Origin of the sequence: Lentibacillus halodurans (genome assembly GCF_900112045.1) — a bacterium.
Taxonomy (GTDB): domain Bacteria; phylum Bacillota; class Bacilli; order Bacillales; family Amphibacillaceae; genus Lentibacillus; species Lentibacillus halodurans.
This window is the reverse complement of record NZ_FOJW01000006.1, coordinates 219302-240504: the sequence shown is the minus strand read 5'-3', so window position 1 is coordinate 240504 and position 21203 is coordinate 219302. Positions and strand designations below refer to the sequence as shown.

Below are 21203 nucleotides of genomic sequence, written 5' to 3'. Positions count from 1 at the left end.
TGATCTCATGAATTGCAACAAAGAAGCCATACAGCTTATGCATAAATATTTAGATGGTGAACTCTTAAAGGAAGAGGAGACTAAATTACGTGTTCATCTGGAGGAATGTGAGGCATGTCAAAAACATTTCCATGAATTGAAGCGTACGATTACACTCGTTCAAAGCACCGGTCAAATCAGTGCGCCCGATAATTTCACGCAAAACGTCATGCAAAATCTGCCTGCCGAAAAGAAAAGTGTTAAATATATGCGCTGGTTTAAGGCACATCCGCTTCTAGTATCAGCCGCGATTTTCTTTATTTTTATGTTCGGCGGGGTGTTTTCAACGTGGAATCAAAATAGTGAACTGGTTGTTTCGAAACAGGAGAACCTGGAAATCCGCGGGGATACTGTTATTGTTCCGGAAGGTGTGACCGTGTCGGGGGATCTGGTCGTCAAAAATGGCAATTTACGAATAGATGGAACAGTCGACGGAAATGTCAGGCTCATCAATGGTGAACTGATTGGTGATGAGACAATGGAAGGGTCAGAACTCATGGCCTCAACCGGTGAAATAAACGGGGAACTGTATCAGGTGGATCAGGTGTTTGAGTGGATTTGGTTCCATTTGAAAGATCTGGCCGAAAGCATCTTTACCCTTGGACAGATCCAGTTAAAAAACTGATCGGCATATGATAAACAAAAAACCTGGAGTTTATCTGGGTTTTTTTGTTTATGCGGGAATTACTGATAAGGTCTTCCATAAATGATGGTTTAAGACGTTATAAATATAGTTGATACCATCAATAATATGGTATAATGAGAACGATATTACATATTAAGCAGATGAGCCCATGTACGGAAGGAAGTGTGAACATGCTTGATGGGGGATTTGACCTTTTGGAATTGTTAAGAATCGGCGTAGATATCGCTCTCGTCTGGTATGTTTTATATAAATTAATGATGCTGATCAGGGGTACGAAGGCCATTCAGCTGTTAAAGGGAATTGTTGTTGTACTGCTCGTTTGGGCATTCAGCATTGTGTTTGAATTACATACGATTCAATATTTGACCAATCAGGTGATTAACTGGGGTTTCGTTGTCATTATTATCTTATTCCAGCCTGAATTAAGAAGAGCATTGGAACAACTTGGCCGCGGAAATCTTTTTGCAAGAGGGTCGAGATCCGAAGAGGAAATACTGCAACAAAAAATCGAAGCAATTGCCCAATCCTGTCAGTACATGGCTAAGCGCCGCATTGGTGCACTGATCTCCATTGAACGAGAAACGGGCATTGGTGATTATGCCGAGACTGGCATCCCCATTAATGGACGGCTCACACACCAATTGCTGACGAATATATTTACCCCGAATACACCACTGCATGATGGTGCAGTTATCATAAAAGATGAAGAAATTTCTGCAGCTGCCTGTTATTTGCCGTTATCCGAAAGTCCATTCATTTCAAAAGAACTGGGTACAAGGCATCGGGCGGCAATGGGAATAAGCGAGGTTACCGATGCCATTACAATCGTCGTATCCGAGGAAACCGGAAGTATTTCTGCTACGAAAAACGGGGAATTAAAACGGGATCTCGATCAGGAGGGATTACGCAAATATTTGCGTGAAACACTGTCTCCATCCATGAGAGCCTCTGAATCCAAGTCACGAAATCAGAGGGGGAAAAATAATGGATAATTGGTTTAAGAGTCCATGGTTTGTCCGTGCTATTTCGTTAGCTTTTGCTATTGCCTTATATGTGTTTGTTCAGGTCGAGATCGATCAGTACCAGAATGATTCACGGCTTTTGCCAAACACAGGTGCTGACGTTCAGACAGTCGATAATGTACCTGTCAACATTCGGATAGATGAAGAAAATTATGTGGTAAGTGGTGTGCCTGAAGTTGCCAGTGTGACGCTTGAGGGCACAACAGGTACGGTGACAGCAACAGCCCGTCAGCAAAATTTTGACATATTTGTTGACCTTGAGGGGTTGGAGGAAGGGACACATTCTGTAACACTTCAGCATACTGGTGTTCCTGAGGAGCTGAATGTGTACATTGAACCTAAAACAATTGAGGTGACAATTGAAGAACGTTCATCAGAACAGTTTGATGTTGCCGTTGACTTTATCAATACCGACCAGCTTCCGGAAGGTTATGAAATTGGCCAGACAGAGACAGATCCTGGACAAGTTACGATTACCAGTTCAACAGAAGTGATTGAGCAAATTGCGATCGTCAAAGTGTTTGTCGATGTGGCAGGTATAACAGAGCCTATCGACAACAGGGAGGTACCGGTAAATGCTTATGATGCCAGTGGGAATGAGCTGAATGTCCGGGTTGAACCGGAAAGTGTCAATGTTTCGGTTGATATTGACAATCCAAGCAAAAGCGTACCGGTAAATGTACAGACTACGGGTGAACTTTCGGACGGCTATTCACTATCCTCCATATCTGCCAATTTGGATGAGGTAGAAGTTTTTGCAACAAATGATGTTTTACAGGATATAGAAGAAGTTTCAACGGAGGAGATTGAATTAGCGGACATAACGGAGTCAGGAACAATTGATGTCGGGCTGGCGCTCCCTGACGGCGCAAGTATACCCGATACAGATACGATTGAAGTCACACTTGAGCTGGAACAAACCAGAACGTTTGAGGCTGTACCAATTGACGTTGAAAACCTAGATACCGGGCAGGACATATCTTTTGTCCAGCCCGAAAGCCAGGAGATGGATATGACGGTGACAGGAAACCAGGAGGATGTAAGTGAGCTGACAGCTGAAGATTTTAATGTGTTGGTGGATGCAGCAGGTCTGGAAGATGGTGAACATAATATTCCAATTACGATTGAAGCTCCGGAAGATGTGGACGCAGATGGAGAATTTGAACAAGTTACCGTGGAGATATCAGGATAATAGATTCGGAATGATTGCTCTTACTCATGTGTATTCAAGGATTTAAAGGACTTTGAGCAACCTCTATTAATATGGTTAAACGGATAAAAAGGAGAGGTATCAAAATGGGAAAATATTTTGGAACAGATGGTGTCCGAGGAATAGCAAACACGGAATTGACATCAGAGTTAGCATACAAATTAGGCCGATTTGGCGGTTATGCATTAACAAAAGACACTGAAAAAAAGCCCAAGATACTGATTGGCCGCGATACACGTGTCTCCGGATATATGCTGGAGGGAGCGCTTGTAGCCGGACTGCTTTCGATTGGTGCCGAGGTCATGCGGCTGGGGGTCATTTCCACACCGGGCGTTGCTTATTTGACACGGGCAACAAAAGCAGAAGCGGGTATCATGATTTCTGCATCGCATAACCCAGTCGAGGATAATGGTATTAAATTTTTTGGCCCGGATGGATTTAAACTGTCGGATGATGAGGAAAATGAAATCGAACAGCTGATGGACGGCGATGATCATTTGCCTCGGCCGACTGGTGCGGATATAGGCGTGGTGAATGACTATTTTGAAGGTGGCCAAAAATACCTTTCCTTCCTGAAGGACTCGATTGATAACGACTTTGAAGACCTGAGAATTGCATTGGATTGTGCACATGGCTCAACATCAAGCCTGGCAACACACCTATTTGCTGATTTGGAAGCAGACATTGTTTCCATCGGTTCTTCACCGGATGGCTTGAATATCAATGATGGTGTTGGATCAACCCATCCCGAGGCTTTACAGGAATTTGTGAAGGAAAAGGAAGCTGATCTGGGTCTTGCCTTTGATGGAGACGGTGATCGCCTGATAGCAGTTGATGAGAAAGGCAACATTGTAGATGGCGACCAGATCATGTATATTTGCGGAAAGTATATGAACCAAAAGGGGGTACTGCGCCATAATACGGTTGTTTCAACCGTCATGAGCAACCTCGGTTTTTATAAAGCCTTGGAGGACAACGGTATGCGCAGTGATAAGACGGCAGTCGGGGACCGCTATGTCATGGAAGAAATGCGTAAAGGCGGCTACAACCTTGGTGGCGAACAATCTGGCCACGTCATTTTCCTTGATCATAATACGACAGGTGATGGCATGCTGACAGCTCTCCAGCTGGTCAATGTCATCAAAGAAACGGAAAAACCATTATCAGAGCTTGCCGGCGAGATGGAGATTTATCCGCAAGTATTGAAAAATGTGAAAGTCATTGACAAGCATAATGCTGTAACGAATCCAAAAATTAACGAAGCGATAGACCGTGTAGAGGATGAAATGGGCGGAGAAGGCCGTGTGCTGGTACGCCCATCCGGAACTGAACCACTGGTCCGGGTTATGGTGGAAGCACCGACCAAGAAGGATTGTGAAAAATACGCTGATCAAGTCGCAACCGTGATTGATGACTTGCTAGGCATGAAAGAATAGATATTTGACCGAACTGCTCACCGGGAAGGGGGCAGTATTTTTTCATGCACACATTCGGCAATTCCATTTAATGATACGATCTTTTTCTACACTGTAATTTCCAATTTTGCTGCTGAAATGATCTGCCCGATAAAATAAAAGAGTTTTGCGATTACCAAGATTCCTTCTCTCTTCTGGCGATATTTTCCCTCTTCTGCAGATATCTCCCCTCCCTCTTCTGCAGTATTTCTGCATTCACTGCTTCCAGTGAAAAAGCAATAATTTATCATGGTGTTCTAATCTAATCATTTTTGGTCGTATATGAATTATCCGTTTTATTAAAAAGATATTTTGTTGATTTGAGAATCCTCATAATATTTGCATTAGAACCTTTATGTATAATCTATTTTTTGGCTTCAATTTACGGTATAATTATTTTGTTAAATAAAATTATTGGAACACTTTAAACAAGGGGGAATACAATGATTACATTTCCAAAGCCGACTGTTGAGCAATTTTTCCGTACGTATGTTATGACAGGGTTTGATGTCAGCGCCGATGAACAGCGGCTCGTTTTCAGTTCCAATCTCGACGGCAAAATGAACTTATGGGCCATGAATCTGCCGGATACATATCCATACTTGTTTGCCCATCAGGATGAATCGTGTAGCTTTATCAAATTTGACCCGGAAAACCGTTATATATTAGCTGGATTTGATCAGGACGGTGATGAGAACCATCATATTTACGCGATCCCATATGACGGCGGAATTCCAAAGCCGCTCGTAACAGGAGATCCGCAAGACAAGTATTTTTTCACTGACTTGAGTGATGATGGCGAACGGGTTTATTACATGACATCTGAAGACAACCCGTCATTCTTGAATACACGTGTCCGCAATCTGAAAAATGACTCGGATACACTGCTTAATATTGGGGAAATATCACCAACAGAGCTGGCAGCCGTATCGGAAAATGAACATGCATTTGTCTACTTGCGCGCATTTGCGAATACATTTGTCACCGGATTTGTCAAAATGGGAGATGAGACGTTTCATCTGACACCTGATCCCGAAAAAGTTCATGTCACGTTTGACCCGGTTTTTGTTGATGATAACACCATTTATTTCAGTACGGATTTTGATAGTGAATATCAATATGTTGCAAAATTTGATCTGGCGAAACAGGAATTTTCGGAAGTATTGGCGCTTGAACATGAAAGTGTTAAGCAACTGAAGCTCAATAAAGAAAACAACGCATTATATCTTGTCACAGAAAATGGCGTCACTGATGTTCTGTACCGTTATGACATGGAGACGGGCAGCCTGACAAAATTGGCATCACCGGTCGATGTCATCGAACAAATCAAAGTGACCAAAGCAGGTAATCTGTATGTGATGGGGAGAAGTGCCACGATTCCACACAATATTTTCCAATCGCAAGACGATGAGCAATGGAAGCAGCTGACCAATAATCGGGTACTTGGTGTAACGAGCGATGATATGGTCGAACCGGACGTCATTTCCTACAAGTCGTTCGATGGCATGGAAATGGAAGCGCTATTGTTCAAGGCAAAACCGGAATATGATAACGGCTATACGATTTTCTGGCCGCATGGTGGACCACAGGCTGCCGAGCGCAAGTCATTCCGTTCAATGTTTCAGTGCTTCCTGAATTGGGGCTATACGATTTTTGCCCCGAACTTCCGCGGCAGTACAGGCTACGGTTCCTCCTTTGTTAAGCTGGTCGAACAGGATTGGGGAGAAGGGCCACGTTTTGATTGTGTGGCAGGGATTGAATGGCTGTTTGACAATGGCATAACGGATCGCGACAAACTATTCCTCGTTGGTGGCAGCTATGGCGGTTACATGACCTTATTGCTGCATGGACGCCATCCGGAATACTTCAGGGCATGTGTCGATATTTTCGGTCCATCTGATTTATTCACATTCGTCAATTCTGTTCCACCGCATTGGAAACCAATTATGGATCGTTGGCTTGGTGATCCTGAACGTGACAGGGAGCGATTTGTAAAAGATTCACCGGTCACTTATCTGGATGGCATGACGAAACCGATGCTCGTCATCCAGGGAGCAAAGGATCCACGTGTTGTTAAAGAAGAATCTGATAACATCGTCGCCAAACTCCAGGAAAAAGGGCGCGATGTCGAATATCTCGTCCTGGAAGATGAAGGACACGGCTTTTCGAAAAAAGAAAATGAAATCAACGTTTACAAGCGAATGCTGGACTTTTTGGAACAGCATCAGGGATAGCAATATGAGATGAGTCATCGTTGCCCTCTTTTTATACTTGCTGCAATAAGAATCAATATGCAAAAACAGTACAACTCATGATGAGCTGTACTGTTTTCGGCTGAATCCAATTATGGAGGACATTCATATTTTAATAGATTCCAACCTGATCAAATCCGTCAGCTACTGCTTGTTCCTCTTCGCTACCTTCACCATAAATGTCAGTGGCTGACTGGATGATTACCTCACGGGCATGACTGAAGTCTGATGTCGGTGTCAGATAGGTTGTCAGAGCGCGGTAATAGATTTGTCCAAGTTTATCTTTGCCGATCTGCTCGCCGGTCTTGTAAGCAGCATGGTTAATAATCGATGAGTTAACATGAACACCGCCATTATCCAGGTTTTCTGGCAGATCATAGTACTCGTCCATATGAGATGGATATTTTCCTTCACCATTGCCGTAAGAGACATATTCGTCATTTACATCATACTTGCTTGGGTCGCTTAAACTGCGCAATGAAACACGTCCGTCGGCTTCAGCACCCGGTCCCATAATATTTTCACCAATTTCCCAGTCCTCCTCATCAACGAGTGCACCAAATATATCAGCAAAAGATTCATTCAAGGCTCCTGGCTGGTTGCGATAGACGAGGTTAGCTGAGTGTGTGATTACCCCGTGCGTCATTTCGTGTGCGGCCACATCAAGCCCTGCGGATAAAGGAACCATGTAGGAACCGTCACCATTGCCATATGTCATGTGGCGGCCATTCCAGAAGGCATTGTTAAAATCAGTGCCATAATTGACATAGGAAATAATCGGCATTCCTTCATCATCGAGTGAATTTCTGTCGTGTTCCTCAACATAATAATCATAGACTTTTTCGGAATTGTAATGGGCATCTACTGCCGGACGAAGGTCTTCCGCCTTCCAAGATGAACTCTGATTTGTAACTAGTTCATCCGTATCGGCATCATAGGTGTATATGCCTTCAAGCTCATCGTGGGACTCATCCTGGAGCACAAATAAAGTGCTTTCCCGTGGCTGGGTAACCCTTGTTGTATGCAATTCACGCTGGTCACCCCAATAGCCTGTTCCGACTCCTTTGTGAAAGTCACCGTCGACTGCAGCTATCGTATTGTATTGATCAATCACTTGTCCATTTTTGGCGTCTACCATAACGAACCAGTTAGCTGGCTGATCACCGAGATAGGTTATGTTGACTTTATAAGCGAGATAATGTTGGTCATCGTGTGGATAAATGACAAGTTCTGTTTCTGGATCGTATTTCATGTCTTCGGGAGCATTCACGGATGATTTGGCAGCATCGACAGCTTTTTTGCTGGTCAGTTCAGGGGCTGTATCAATTGTTTCCTTTGCTGCTTGGGGGTTATGGTAACCATTTACGGAAACCGGTTCACGATCTTCGTTGTAGTGAACGATTATTTCGGCGCCTTCCACTTTTACGCCATTTTTAACTTGATCGAAGCGGACATGTGTCATGCCCAAATCGTCTTCCTGCACGTCTTTGACTTTTAGATTTTCCCTTGCATTTTGAATCCCGGTTTGACTGCTATGTTTCTCTAAATAATCCTGAGCGTTAGCGGCGCTGCTTTCATGTTGCTTTTTGGCAAATCTCTCTTTGACAAAGATGGGAACATTGGCATTTTCGTTCCATTCTGTTCCGGATGCGACACTTGAACTGTTTGATGACGGACCAATCACAGCTGCATCACTGACTGTAATGGATCCCATCAGGAATGCCGTTGACAGAACAGCACTGGCAAGATACTTTTTCTTCAAGTATAATCCCTCCTAATAGATTTGTTAGAATCCAGTATAAGTTAATAGATTCCTAATAGCATGAGGATATCGCACTATTTCTTATTTTCTGATTTTTGGTTACAAAAAACTAGCTGGAAGTTGTACACAAGTTTTATAATACTATCAGCCGAGGGCTTTTGTCCTGAAAAATTCATAGACGTTGAAAGACATGGAACGCATAATTCTTTCACGCCTACAATCGAAATCAGAATGAAAAAAGTGGCACTCTAAAAGATTTTTTCAGAATGCACTTTTTCGCTTTCGATTGTAATAGCAGAAGGAGCTATTCAGCCATTTTTTTCTTGCATGCTTCAAACGCTGTTTCGGTCGATTTAACCATTTCATGAATGGGATTGTCCCTTCTGATATTTAAAAGCTTTATGAAAAAAATGGAGAGCCCCCTGATAAGTGCCCTGGTCAAACAGGTTCTAGCCGTGATGTTGATAAACAAAATCATACACAAGTTGTCTGTAAAATGAACGAAAATTATTATGGCAGCATACACATAATAACACCACTCCTTCAAAAAAGTGATTGACCGATGTGTCTTGTCTCAGGTAAAATGTAGAAAGCCCTGTTACAAAGTTTGTTTTCAACAAGGGTGGTTTGATTCAAATATAGAAAGGTGGATAGATGACTTTATCATAAAGAAAAGCGCCTGGACTATTTTTGACCGGTAATGAAAATAGTTGACGAGGTGGAGGTTATCGAACTTGATCGGCGGGTACCTCTCGGCTGCACATCTCAGTCGTGATGCTTTTTCCGAAAACAGTGAGGCGACTTACTGCACAAAGGATAAAGTAAAAGATGCGATTAACAATCACGAGAAAGGGGCAACAAGACGCCCCATAACAGAGTTAAGAGGTCGGAAGTCTAAGTGTATGAAAACATAAATTCTGTATGAATGGTGAACCATGCAATCCGCTAAATCGTCGGTTGTTTCAAATCTGACGTCCGACTTCTGGCTCCTGGAAAAACGAGAGCTTTGCCTGCGTTTTTCTGCAATACGGTCGTTTGTTGTCCCTTGATTTCAAGGAGGAAACAACGATGTGTGGAATTGTAGGCTATATCGGACAGCATGATACGAAGGAAATCTTATTGAACGGACTGGAAAAACTGGAGTACCGTGGTTATGATTCGGCAGGCATTGCAGTATTGAATGATGAAGACATCGATTTGTATAAAGTAAAAGGACGGATTGCCGCATTGCGCAAGCGTGTTAACGATACAGCATTGTCAACCATGGGAATTGGGCATACACGCTGGGCAACACATGGTGAGCCAAGTGCGGAAAATGCACACCCGCATCAAAGTGCTACGGGTAGATTTGTGCTTGTTCATAATGGGGTCATTGAAAATTATCAGGAATTGAAAAGAGATTATCTCAATGGAGTGGCTTTTGGCAGTGAAACGGATACGGAAGTCATTGTTCAGCTAGTTGAGAAAAACTATGAACAATATCAGGATACAGCCGAAGCGTTCCGTCAGACGGTAAGCCTCTTGAAAGGTTCCTATGCGATCGGTTTAATCGATAAGGAAGATCAGGACACGATTTATGTTGCCAAAAATAAAAGTCCGCTGCTCGTCGGCTTGGGTGACGGATTTAATGTCGTTGCCAGTGATGCCATGGCAACGCTAAAAGAGACAGATCAATATCTGGAAATCTATGATCAGGAAGTTGTGCTGGTCAACCGCCATTTTGTCGAAGTTCAGAAATTGAATGGAGCTGTCGTGAACCGCAGACCATTCACAGCACAAATCGATGTCAGCGATACGGAAAAAGGAACTTATTCGCACTTCATGCTGAAAGAAATCGATGAACAGCCATTTGTGATGCGTCGAATCATCCAGGAGTATCAGGATGAACATGATCAGCTAAAACTCGATCAGGATATACGTGGCGCGATGAAAGCGTGTGACCGCATCTATATTATTGCGGCAGGAACCAGCTACCATGCAGGCCTTGTCGGCAAACAGTTCCTGGAGAAAATGGCCGGAATACCGGTTGAAGTCCATGTGGCAAGTGAATTTTCCTATAATATGCCACTGTTGTCGGAGAAACCGTTATTTGTGTTCATATCACAAAGCGGCGAAACAGCGGACAGCCGTTCCGTTTTAGTCAAAATTAAAGAAATGGGACATCCAGCACTAACGATGACGAATGTGCCGGGATCCACCCTTTCTCGTGAAGCAGATTATACACTGCATCTGCATGCAGGACCGGAAATTGCCGTTGCCTCAACAAAAGCCTATACAGCGCAAATCGCGGTTCTGGCAATATTAGCCGTTGATACAGCACAGGCGAAAGATTTGGAATTGGACTTTGATCCAATGCAGGAACTTGCCATTGTCGCGAATGCCATGGAAGTCCTGACAGATCAGAAAGAAGCAATTGAGACGCTTGTCAGGGAAAACCTTGGAACAACCCGCAACGCCTTTTTCATCGGCCGGGGAACAGATTACTTTGTCTGCCTTGAAGGCGCACTGAAATTGAAAGAAATCTCCTATATTCAGGCAGAAGGCTTTGCTGGCGGTGAATTGAAGCATGGAACGATTGCGTTGATTGAAGATGGAACCCCAGTGATTGCACTGGCAACACAGGAAAATGTTAACTATGCAATTCGCAGTAACGTACAGGAAGTCGTTGCCCGTGGTGCAAATGATATGGTCTTCAGCATGAAAGGTCTCGAGCAGGATACTGACGCATTTGTCGTCCGGCATGTGCATGAACTGCTGACACCGCTTGTTAGTGTCGTACCCATGCAACTGCTTGCTTACTATGCAGCACTGCACCGTGACTGTGACGTTGATAAGCCAAGAAATCTGGCAAAGAGTGTGACAGTGGAGTAGGAGAGTATTTAATAGAAATTAATTTTAGTGGCTTTGAAATAAAGTTCGATTAAAACAATCCCTTGCGATAAATATTCGTAAGGGGTTGTTTTTTATTCTGATAAATTAGCATGGTTTTAAACAAGGATAAATTGTACCTGCCATCATGTCACCCAAAATTAGTCTTTTCCCTGCGAAGTACTCTCTTTCCGTCTTTTCTAATAGGTCAAATAATGTTGTACTTTTTTAGGATTCTTCTTATGTGTTTTAAATTGTAATTAATATTATACTGACCTTCCAACGTCTTCATTATTTAACGGTTGAACAAACACCATTACCTTATCTGCGGAGATTCTTAACAATACGACAGAGGTTGTTGGTTAGCCGATCAATTAGATTAACCAGATACTGGTTTACGGATCATCACTTATCTGAATCAAGGAATTTTATCCCATGAGTAATATAAGGTAGAGCTAATGTTATATATTCTTCTGGCGGTATCGTACTATTGTCTTGCCAATCCACGGAAGCCCCGTAAATCCCCCAGCTTAACATGACAGCTACAATTCTTTGAGAGTGGTCACTAACTGGTGACTGTCGCTTTAACAACAATTGATAAAAAATATTTTGGAGTTCTTTCAGTATAATGGCTTCAATGGTTGTTCTAAAAGCCTCGAAGCTTCTTCGGTATTTCGTTGACAAGGATTTTTGAAAGTTCGTGACAGATAAGAAAATACTTACAATTGTCTCTTGGTTAAGTTCATCATGCTCAGCGCTTTCATTGTTTACATTGAGCATCAAATCTTCTATTAACACTTTTTCCATTAAGTCATATTTATCCATGAAGTGATAATAAAATGTCGCTCGATTGATGCGTATCGTGAGGCTGCACAACAGAGTGGCTTTGATACATCAGAACTGCCCGTTGCCACTTCCGGTCTTTTCTATGCAGCTGAAACATCACAACAGGCTTTAAGAGATATGTACCCTCACGTCAATATAGGAATGAAACGGACGAACGGACAAGGTTTTTCAAAGCAACTCTTTGCCCAGGGGCCAGATCCGCATAATGTTTTGAATATCGGGAGCCCTCAAGAAATCATTGAAAAAATCCTCTATCAGCATGAACTTTTTGGCCATCAGCGCTATATCGCCCAAATCGATTTTGGTGGCGTGCCCTTTGATAAAGTCATGAAAAACATTGAGCTCATCGGCACGGAAATAATATTAAAATTGCCAATTGTACCATTGGAAAAATTGATTGTGTTCATTGCTTCATTAAATTTTTGGGGATCAATCGCAGCAACGTTTGTTGGTATCATAATCGGATTAATACTAACAGCTATTATTTTTAGCGAAAATCTAAAAGTCGTCATAACCGATTCTAACATGAGTCTAATCAAAGGAGACAATACAAACATAGTCATTGATAAACAAGATATTTCATCTGTTTATATAGAAGATAAAACACTTGTTATTCTAGGGCTGGCGGGCGAAGAGTTATATCGTGGAACATTCGACAGAAATTCGGATACAGCGCAGGACGCTTTCCTCTATCATCATTATCCTTGGCGTGATAAAGACTCTTTTATCCACGAATATCAAAAGTGGAATTTAGAACATAAGCCTTAGTAAAGAGATCAATTCCCTTCTATATTCTCGGAGGGTGGCACTGAGAGAAGGAGAAAAAAAGGAGGCCGAACATTTGAGAAAAGATTTAAGTGAGCTTGGAATAGTTATACGCGATCAAGGTTATCATCAGTATTTTCGCAAAGTAAAAAAATAATAGCCGAACACTTTGAAGGCTCGCTTACTTTATTTATTCGCTTTTTTAGACTTTTTATCCAAAATGGAGCGTAGTTCTTTAATATCTTCCTCTGATAAAGAATCCTCCTGGATGAACTGAACGAGCATCGACTTTAATGTTCCGTCATAAATTCGCTTAATAAAGGATTGTGTCTCGGCGTGCTGACAATCCTTCTGGGAATAAAGCGGAAAAAAAGTATAGACTTTCTGATCCTTATTTACATCAATAACCTTTTTCTGGGCGAGTCGATCCAAAAGTGTGCGTACTGTTTTCGGCTTCCAGTCCGTTTGCTCCTGCAAGGAGGAAATGACCTCGTTGGCTGTTTGCGGTGCCTTTTTCCAAAGTACTTTCATGACTTCCCATTCGGCTTCCGATATGCTCGGTACTTTATCTGACACACGAATCCTCCTCCTACTTTTTATGATTATAACTAGTACAGCATTGATATATTTTAAGTATGTCAGCTTTTTTCAGCTCGACTGCAAGCAACGTTTTCCTTCTTATATTGAATAGGTACAGAAAAAGGCATTTCTTTTATTTTATTAAATCTTTAATATATGCCTTTATCCTGTAAGATGGATTGTGTTATCTCCGCTGCTCCGCTTCCAGTGGCATTATTCCTATTTTGTATATTCGTCGCAAAGAAATAGGTATTCTTTCTGGTCTCGACATATCCAATAAACCAGCCGCGAATATTTTTATCGTTGATATTCCCTGTGCCTGTTTTCCCTGATAGCGTGGCGCCGTCCTTTTCCTCTAATTGTATGGTCTCTTTAACGGTTTGAATATTCTCATTCTCAAATCCAAAGTTGTTTGTATAAAAAGCTTTGAGTAATTGTACTTGTTCTATTGGAGAAATCTTTAACGAAGATTCGAGCCAATATTGGGTTATTCCACCGGAAAGGTCGTAATTACCATAGCCTATCTGTTTTAGATAGGATTGGATGGTATCCTGATGGACGCTCGTATCCAACTCCTGAAAATACCAGTTCACGGAATTTTCCATGGCGGAAGCTAAATTTTGATCCCTATTCCAAGCGTCATAAGGATACTGCTCACCATTCCATTTAATGGTTGAACTTTCTCTTGTTATTACATTGGACTCCAATGCAAATAACGCGCTATAGATCTTGTAAGTGGAATTCGGCGAAACCCTTAATGTGCTTTTATTTTCATTATAGATATGATATTGATCAGCTTGCAAATTATATAATACAAAGCTCCCTTCAAATCCGGCAAAATACGTGCTTAGATCCTCATACACCGTTTGTTCCCCTGCAAAGTCATGACGATTATCCTCATATGCCAGTACCGAAACGATTGGGAGTTGACTTGCAATAAGTACCGCCAAAATCAGAAAGATGATGATGCTTTTCAGTTTTAGACGTTTTGATTCAGTCGTAAATGATGCGATATGTTCAATACGTTTTTTGATTTGTTTCTTGGAACCATTGAGCTGATTGACGAACGTGAAATATCTTGGCCGTGAGAATCTGTCAACAAAATCAATGATCGTATTGCCATATTTGACATGGTCCTGCTTATCCAAAGTATTTAAGACACCAATATCACAGGCAATTTCACGATCCAGTCTCATTTCCCTGAACGCAATCCAGACGAAAGGATTAAACCAGTATAAAATTTGAAAAAAGATGATCATGTAATTCGTTGCCATATCTTTATATTTATAATGGTTCAATTCATGCAGGAAGATGTGTTTGATATCGTCCATAGACAACCATTTTTCAAAATGATTCGGAAGTACAACGAAGGTCTTAAAAAGGCCAAACGTCAAAGGGGACTTAACAAGCGGTGACTCCCCAACAATCAAATGTCTCGATATATTTAAATCTCGCTTGCACTGTTCAAATAGGGCTGTGACTTCTTTATTTTTTAAGCTGGATGTGGTGCTTTTAATGCGTTTAAGATTTAACCAGCTGCGTACGGTCAGACCAATCATGATGAACATCCCTGTTATCCATATAAAGGCTAACATTTCATTCAGGAAGGTCATGTCGAAGCGATTAACCGATATCGCAAAGTCTTGCATCCAGTTGGTGTCATTTAATGTTTGGTTCCCCTCAGGAGCAATTGAATGACCTGATGCATTATGTTGATGACGATCCCACGAAAAGTGATGACCAAAATCAAACAAATGATTGGGTATCAAAGGAAGCGTCAATGCCATCAGCCATAAAAACCAGAGATTATATTGCCATTTCGCTGATAATTGTTTTTTGAACAATTTCCGAAATAGCATAATCATGCCAACCGTAAAAGACGATACGGTAAAACTGACGACAAAGTGAGTAACAAACATAGCATTCGTCTCCATTCCCAAATCGTTCACATTTTGTTTCAAAGATTCAATATGCCTTATCAAACCTAACACAAAAATAGCAGCACTTCACCTTAACAGCTCATCACATTACTTATGATAAATATTAGAAATAAATAATGCATTTCAACATAATTATGGAATCTCTACTTTGTCACTTTCAGCGCTATTTTGCACTTTTTTTGGGTACTATTTTGCATTGTAGCATAATATATAAAGCCTAACGAGAAATTAGGCTAATTTTTATACAATCGCACCCTTCGTATTACGAGATCAGCCAGTTATTCTGGTTGACCTATTTTTCATAGATTCTATGATTGATGTAGCCGAGGTAGAACGTTCGCGCCCGTAGGACAACGATCTCGTCCGTAATACTGTTCCCCCCTACTTGTAGAAACATGTTTGAGGCTGGTTGGGACACGATCCCGTATAACAAGCGAATCTACGAAACTACAAGTGATTTTAGGCAACTTCAACATACAGAGAAAACATCCATTTTCTCCGTATGCTTATTTTGTATTGCCTGTTCTCCAAATCTTGCTTTTCTTATTCCTGTGTGGATAGTCGATAACAACGTTGATAACAATTGAAGTTATATGGTTGTATATTTTCTTCAATTTTTTTTGTTTGAAATCCATGTTCTGATAGATAGGTTAATAGAATAGACAAATGATCAGCTGTATTTTGTTTATCATGCATAAGAATAATTGGTATCACTCCTGCATTTACTAATTCTTCTATTTGTCCAATGACCGTATCTAAATATTGGTCACTGGATAAGGACCAATCCCTGCTGTCAACATTCCAATCCCACAATTTAAAACCATTGCTGTCTAAAACCTCCCGATATGATTTAGTTAAATACGGAACACTGCCATAAGGTGTCCGAATCAGATTGGACCTGACTCCTGTAATTTGTTGAAGTGTCTCCTGTGCCGTAGTTATTTCTTTAAGAGCAGATTGTTCAGATTTGTAAAAGTGGTTTATGTCGTGGGTCACACCATGTAAACCCACAGCATGACCCTGCTCTACGATTTTGTCTACAACTTCTGGTGATTCCCTCATAGAAGGTTCCAGCATGAAAAATGTTGCTTTAGCATTGAATTGGTGTAAAGTATCTAAAATATCTGTTGTTGCTGAAGTAGGACCGTCATCAAAGGTTAAATAAACAGTCTTTTCTGCATTTGGAGAAACGGATCCATTATTCGCCTCTGACTTATCTGATTTTGTTTTTCGGGAATCTGGTAAATCTTTATATTCCGGATGAAACTCAGCGCCTGGTGAATCTTTATATTCCAAATATAACTCAGCTGTTTTGTCATTAGGTTCTAAATCTTTACTACAGGCATAAAAAACAACCAAACAGCCAAGGAAAATAAATAGTATAAGCTTTTTCATGTAAAGACCTCTATTCCATTTTTTAATCTTGTAGATAGATTAATAAAGTGAGATAAAGACAAAATGAAGATGAAATGGATTTGAGCTAAAGATTGGATGAAATGTAAAAAGCCATCCAATTTAGTGACTTATAACGTCAGAAAATTGGATGGCATGCTGCGCTATATATTGCTGTATTGATTTTTAGTCCTGACCTTAAAACACCCCATTTAAAAAGCCTTGTTCATCCGACTGTTCTTTGTACTCTTTAATGCCTTCAACAATTGAAGCTGCGACACGTGATTGAAGATCGTCCGTACGCATTTCGGACTCGTCCGCGGGATTCGTCAGGTAACCTACTTCAATCAAAGCTGCCGGCATTTCCGTATCCCTTACGACGAACAGATCTTTCTTCTTGATTCCTCTATCCCTGAATCCGGTAGATTCAACCACATGTTTCTGTAAAATCTGAGCAAACTGGCGGGAATTATTGTGGTAGTAAAATGTTTCGGTGCCTGAAACACTCGGATTGGAAAACGTGTTGCCGTGAATAGATACAAATACATCCGCATTCAGTTTATTGGCATATTTTGGTCTGTAGCGGCTTTCCTGCGAAATAAAGCTGTCATCTGTTCTCGTCATGAAAACTTCCATTTCCGATTCCTGCTCCAACAGCTTTTTCACTTTTTTTGACAAACTTAACGTAAAACTCTTTTCATATTGGCCGCTGGCGCCTGTTGCCCCGTTATCTTCACCGCCATGTCCCGGATCGATTACCACCTTAAAAGCTGTGTTTTTGTTTTTACTGTTATTACTGCTGTCCTTAGCATTATTGTTGGAATTGCCGGAGCAAGCCGATAAAATCAGGATTGGAAATATGAGCAATGTCACAACCAACATATTCCGTGTCCTGTGATTTCTCCAATTTTTCCGTTGAAATACCATCTTTCATCTATCCTTTCTTTTTCAAAGCGTCTTTGTACGTTTTAAAGATTAATAGACAGATGTAAAGATTAAGTGCAGATAAGGTCAATACCGTATAAAAATTTCGCGACTGGATAAAATCGGCTTTGCGGACATTCCGCACAAAAAAGCCATCCGTTCAAACCCATTGAACGGATGGCTTACATTCTTAATAAAAATATCTACTCTTTTTTATTCAAATAGAAGTAAAACAGCACGCCATATTCCGTATTCGTTACACCATACGCCATACCATGAAGTTCTAAAATATTTTTTGAAATAGCAAGCCCTAAGCCCGTACTTCCTTCCGAACGTCCGCGAGACGTATCTCTGCGATAAAAACGATCCCATATTTTCTCTAAATGTTCCTCTGCAATATGAGTCCCGTTATTTTCCACACTTACTTTTACACGATCCTGCTCTTCTATCGTGGAAATCCTAATGTTTTTATTTTTCGGTGTGTAACGAATCGCATTGGTAATAAAGTTCGTAATCACTTGTTCAATCCGATGCTGATTTGCAACGACCTTTGTCCCGGATAGGTGTTTATGCACATGTAATTGCTTGTCAGCGATGTCTAAAGCTAATTGTTCGCAAATATGCTCGATGACCTGATCAATATAGAAGACATCCATTTCCATTTTGTACGTGCCGGATTCGAATTTTGCTAATTCAAGCATATCGACAATGAGCATATCCATTCTATCGACTTCTTTTGCCATTGCGTTAAAATAATAATCTTTTTTATCCTTAGCGACACCATCTTCTAAAATGGAGATACAGCTCTTCAATATACTTAAAGGTGTCTTTAATTCATGTGACACACCGGAAATAAATTCTTTACGTGTATGTTCCAGTTGTTTTTCCTTCTCGATATCCTCCTGCAATTGATTAATATGCGAATGCAGCGTGGTAGAGAGGCTATTAATATTGTGTGATAACGCACCGATTTCATCTTTTGACCTGACAGGTATTGTCTCGGAAAAGTCCAAGTTGGCAATCTTGCTTGTCGTATCGTTTATTTGCAGCAATGGTTTGGCGATTTTTTTCGAATAATAAAAGGATGCCAGAATAATCAGGAGCAGTACAAATATAATTAAGTAAACATAATAATCTTCCAGCATTTGTAGAGCTTCATCAATTGGCTGTAATGATGTCATAGCAAAAATGTAAGAAGTTTCACCATTCACATCTTTTATCGGTCTGATTAATATTTTGTACTTAACATCATTTTGCTCATAGTTGATTGTTTTCGCATGGCCATTATAATTATCATTAAATAGCAGATTTGCCTGAAATTGTTTGATTTGTTCGATAAACACACGATTTGTGTAAATAGTTGAACGTACGGACCCTGCAGGTAATTGTAATTTCTTAATTTTTCCCGTTAAATATATCTGCAAGCCTCCTGCTGGTAAAGGTTTTGTTTCAGTTCTGTTTCCATATAACTCTCCCGAAAGCAGCTTATTCTCTAATAAAAAATTCCTGTTCCGTCTGGTTAAAATGGCAGGAACTACTGTATCATCTTTCATTACCCCATCAATCATAATACGCTTTCCCTGTTCTAAATTAAACTTCACCCTTTCTAAGTCTTCTAAACCGATAAAACTGTACAAAGGGATGGTAATATCACGATTAGCGAGGTCCTTATTCAGAGAAGCATCTGAATGAATTTTCACAGAAAAATCATTTGTGTATTTAATATTTCCTGCACTATTCAACGTTGTAATCCACGTCGAATGTTCCTGATAGAAATCCTGCTCCAGCCTTTTAATTGCCTGTACATTTTCCCCGGCCTTCAGGTATTCCTTCTTAAAAGACTCAATACTCGTTTTAATGTCATTTACCTTTTGGGTTGCATAATATTGCTTAAAAAATACAGTTTGTCCAATATAAATCATTGCTAAAATGAGCATGCACAATAATATTGTCATCAAAAATAATTTTAATACAATGCCTTTTTTCATGATTTTTCCTCAAATTTGTAGCCTGCCCGAATAACCGTGACAATACAATTTGCTTTATTACCTAATTTATGTCGTAAATTACGGATATGGCTGTTAATTGTACGATCATCACCAGCAAATTCATAACCCCAAATTTTAGTGATTAGTTGTTCTCTCGTAATAATAATCCCTTGATTTTGCATTAAATATGTTAATATTTCAAACTCTGTGTATGTCAAATTTATATTTTCTCCATCTAATGTTACTGTACGTGTAGGGAAATGGGCACGGATACCATTACTAATTAAAGTATTTTCATCAGGCAGCTGATTCGCCTGAGAAAATCGGCTGTCAATTAATCGTTTTACTCTGGCCAGCAGAATTGGCGGGCTGTATGGCTTTGTGACATAATCATCAGCACCTAATTCAAAACCAAGTAGTGTATCATCTTCATCCGCACGTGCTGTCAACATAATAATCGCCACATTGGAAGTTTTGCGGATTTTCCTGCAAACAGACCACCCATCCAACTCCGGCAGCATAATATCCAGAATAATTAAATGTACGTCATGTTCTTCAAAAATAGTTAACGCTTCATTTCCATCTGCAGCTTCTAAAACGTTATATCCTGCATTCAGCAAATAATCTTTAACGATTTCACGTAAAATGTCTTCATCTTCTACAATTAATATTGTTTTTTGCATTTTTCTCCCTCGCAATGCCAAGGTTAGTGCCTATGAAAGAATATCATAACGATGTAAAGATGAGATAAAGAAGTTACTTGATATCATTCCTGATAAACCCTCTTGATGATTAATTGCAATACCCTACATTTAATTTTTATCCATACAACAGAACAATATTAAAATAGAACGAAATCGAAATTTTTGGTTAGCTCATACTTTAAATAAAAGCGGTTATTAAAGATAATGGCCCTTATATGCGGTTTGAGCGCTAATACTTATTCCTGATTAGCGCCCGATTGTTTAAACCAATTAATAACTCCGATTAAGAGCATATCTAATATAATCATTAGTGTCTTCTGTTCCTGCGTACTCCATCCCTATTTTTTCAGCAACTCTTATTGAGCCTGTATTCATTTTATGAATTTCAGCAATTACCTCTTGTAAATTAAGGCTTTCAACGGCATATTGTATGATTACTCTTGCTGCTTCTGTAGCATAACCCTTACCCCAATATTTTGGTCTCAACCTCCACCCAATTTCAATTTCTGGCCCAACCGTATCAAGAGGAATTAGCAACACCCATCCCACAAATTGTTGAGGTTCCTCTTTTGCCACTATAGTCCAGTATCCCATACCTTCTGGATAATCAGTCTCAAACCTTTTCTTAACAAATTCCCTATGGCTTTTTTCACTAGCTGATGTGCCATTTATAATCTTTTTTAGCTCTGGAATATAATTCACAACTTCTGGTTCACAATCCATTTTAACACAACATTCAAAATCCTTAAAAGTTCGTTCACGTAGAATTAATCTATCTGTTTCAAAAGCACCCAACATTGAAAGTCACCTCA

The 21203-nt window shown here is 40.4% G+C and carries 17 protein-coding genes and 1 pseudogene; 9 read left to right on the top strand and 9 right to left on the bottom strand.

All coding sequences use genetic code 11. The annotated features are described in order from the left end of the window. Nucleotides 1–7: 7 nt before the first annotated feature. The 5 genes from BM195_RS09410 to BM195_RS09385 all read left to right on the top strand — a co-directional run bounded on the left by BM195_RS09410 (nucleotide 8) and on the right by BM195_RS09385 (nucleotide 6605). Nucleotides 8–664 (top strand): zf-HC2 domain-containing protein, encoded by a 657-nt coding sequence (locus BM195_RS09410; RefSeq protein ID WP_090237007.1) that lies wholly within the window; start codon nucleotides 8–10, stop codon nucleotides 662–664. 191 nt (nucleotides 665–855) lie between these two features. Continuing rightward, nucleotides 856–1677: a diadenylate cyclase CdaA gene (gene cdaA, locus BM195_RS09405; protein ID WP_090237002.1), complete on the top strand. Its 822-nt coding sequence runs from the start codon at nucleotides 856–858 to the stop codon at nucleotides 1675–1677. After that, nucleotides 1670–2899 (top strand): CdaR family protein, encoded by a 1230-nt coding sequence (locus BM195_RS09400; RefSeq protein WP_090236999.1) that lies wholly within the window; start codon nucleotides 1670–1672, stop codon nucleotides 2897–2899. The genes cdaA and BM195_RS09400 overlap by 8 nt, the downstream gene beginning before the upstream one ends. Before the next feature lie 104 nt (nucleotides 2900–3003). Continuing rightward, nucleotides 3004–4353 carry a phosphoglucosamine mutase gene (gene glmM / locus BM195_RS09395; protein WP_090236997.1) on the top strand — a complete coding sequence of 450 codons (1350 nt, stop codon included), beginning with the start codon at nucleotides 3004–3006 and terminating at the stop codon, nucleotides 4351–4353. 461 nt (nucleotides 4354–4814) lie between these two features. Beyond that, a complete protein-coding gene (locus BM195_RS09385; RefSeq protein ID WP_090236990.1) occupies nucleotides 4815–6605 on the top strand; it encodes a S9 family peptidase in 1791 nt (596 codons plus the stop codon). Between the two features lie 130 nt (nucleotides 6606–6735). Here BM195_RS09385 and BM195_RS09380 read toward each other — a convergent pair whose 3' ends face one another. Then, the gene (locus BM195_RS09380) at nucleotides 6736–8385 is read right to left on the bottom strand and encodes a M4 family metallopeptidase (protein WP_090236987.1); all 1650 of its coding nucleotides are present in this window, start codon (nucleotides 8383–8385) and stop codon (nucleotides 6736–6738) included. A 1068-nt stretch (nucleotides 8386–9453) separates the two neighbouring features. Here BM195_RS09380 and glmS point away from each other — a divergent pair. After that, nucleotides 9454–11256: a glutamine--fructose-6-phosphate transaminase (isomerizing) gene (gene glmS / locus BM195_RS09365; protein WP_090236977.1), complete on the top strand. Its 1803-nt coding sequence runs from the start codon at nucleotides 9454–9456 to the stop codon at nucleotides 11254–11256. Between the two features lie 402 nt (nucleotides 11257–11658). Here glmS and BM195_RS09360 read toward each other — a convergent pair whose 3' ends face one another. Further along, complete coding sequence (locus BM195_RS09360) at nucleotides 11659–12060, bottom strand: hypothetical protein (RefSeq protein WP_090236974.1); 402 nt, start codon at nucleotides 12058–12060, stop codon at nucleotides 11659–11661. Nucleotides 12061–12096: 36 nt separating this feature from the next. Here BM195_RS09360 and BM195_RS09355 point away from each other — a divergent pair. The 3 genes and pseudogenes from BM195_RS09355 to BM195_RS19145 form a co-directional block, all read left to right on the top strand. Next, nucleotides 12097–12462, top strand: a pseudogene (locus tag BM195_RS09355) (LLM class flavin-dependent oxidoreductase); the annotation flags it as partial. Next, nucleotides 12436–12867: a YqeB family protein gene (locus tag BM195_RS19150; protein WP_425283908.1), complete on the top strand. Its 432-nt coding sequence runs from the start codon at nucleotides 12436–12438 to the stop codon at nucleotides 12865–12867. The pseudogene BM195_RS09355 and the gene BM195_RS19150, both read left to right, overlap by 27 nt. Nucleotides 12868–12901: 34 nt before the next feature. Beyond that, entirely contained in the window at nucleotides 12902–13021 is a 120-nt protein-coding gene (locus BM195_RS19145; RefSeq protein ID WP_425283905.1) for a CysS/YqeB C-terminal domain-containing protein, read from the top strand. A gap of 29 nt (nucleotides 13022–13050) precedes the next feature. Here the strand turns inward: BM195_RS19145 and blaI are convergent, their stop codons facing one another. The 7 genes from blaI to BM195_RS09320 all read right to left on the bottom strand — a co-directional run bounded on the left by blaI (nucleotide 13051) and on the right by BM195_RS09320 (nucleotide 21189). Next, on the bottom strand, nucleotides 13051–13440 hold the full coding sequence (gene blaI / locus BM195_RS09350; RefSeq protein ID WP_090236973.1) for a penicillinase repressor BlaI: 390 nt from the start codon (nucleotides 13438–13440) through the stop codon (nucleotides 13051–13053). 152 nt (nucleotides 13441–13592) lie between these two features. Beyond that, nucleotides 13593–15362 (bottom strand): BlaR1 family beta-lactam sensor/signal transducer, encoded by a 1770-nt coding sequence (locus tag BM195_RS09345; RefSeq protein ID WP_170848209.1) that lies wholly within the window; start codon nucleotides 15360–15362, stop codon nucleotides 13593–13595. Between the two features lie 564 nt (nucleotides 15363–15926). After that, nucleotides 15927–16778: a polysaccharide deacetylase family protein gene (locus tag BM195_RS09340; RefSeq protein ID WP_090236972.1), complete on the bottom strand. Its 852-nt coding sequence runs from the start codon at nucleotides 16776–16778 to the stop codon at nucleotides 15927–15929. Nucleotides 16779–16973: 195 nt separating this feature from the next. After that, complete coding sequence (locus BM195_RS09335; RefSeq protein WP_090236971.1) at nucleotides 16974–17702, bottom strand: N-acetylmuramoyl-L-alanine amidase family protein; 729 nt, start codon at nucleotides 17700–17702, stop codon at nucleotides 16974–16976. A gap of 200 nt (nucleotides 17703–17902) precedes the next feature. Continuing rightward, nucleotides 17903–19687 (bottom strand): HAMP domain-containing sensor histidine kinase, encoded by a 1785-nt coding sequence (locus BM195_RS09330; protein ID WP_090236970.1) that lies wholly within the window; start codon nucleotides 19685–19687, stop codon nucleotides 17903–17905. Beyond that, entirely contained in the window at nucleotides 19684–20370 is a 687-nt protein-coding gene (locus BM195_RS09325) for a response regulator transcription factor (RefSeq protein ID WP_090236969.1), read from the bottom strand. Before BM195_RS09325 ends, BM195_RS09330 begins: the two co-directional genes overlap by 4 nt. Nucleotides 20371–20661: 291 nt before the next feature. After that, nucleotides 20662–21189 (bottom strand): GNAT family N-acetyltransferase, encoded by a 528-nt coding sequence (locus BM195_RS09320; protein ID WP_090236968.1) that lies wholly within the window; start codon nucleotides 21187–21189, stop codon nucleotides 20662–20664. Nucleotides 21190–21203 lie beyond the last annotated feature (14 nt).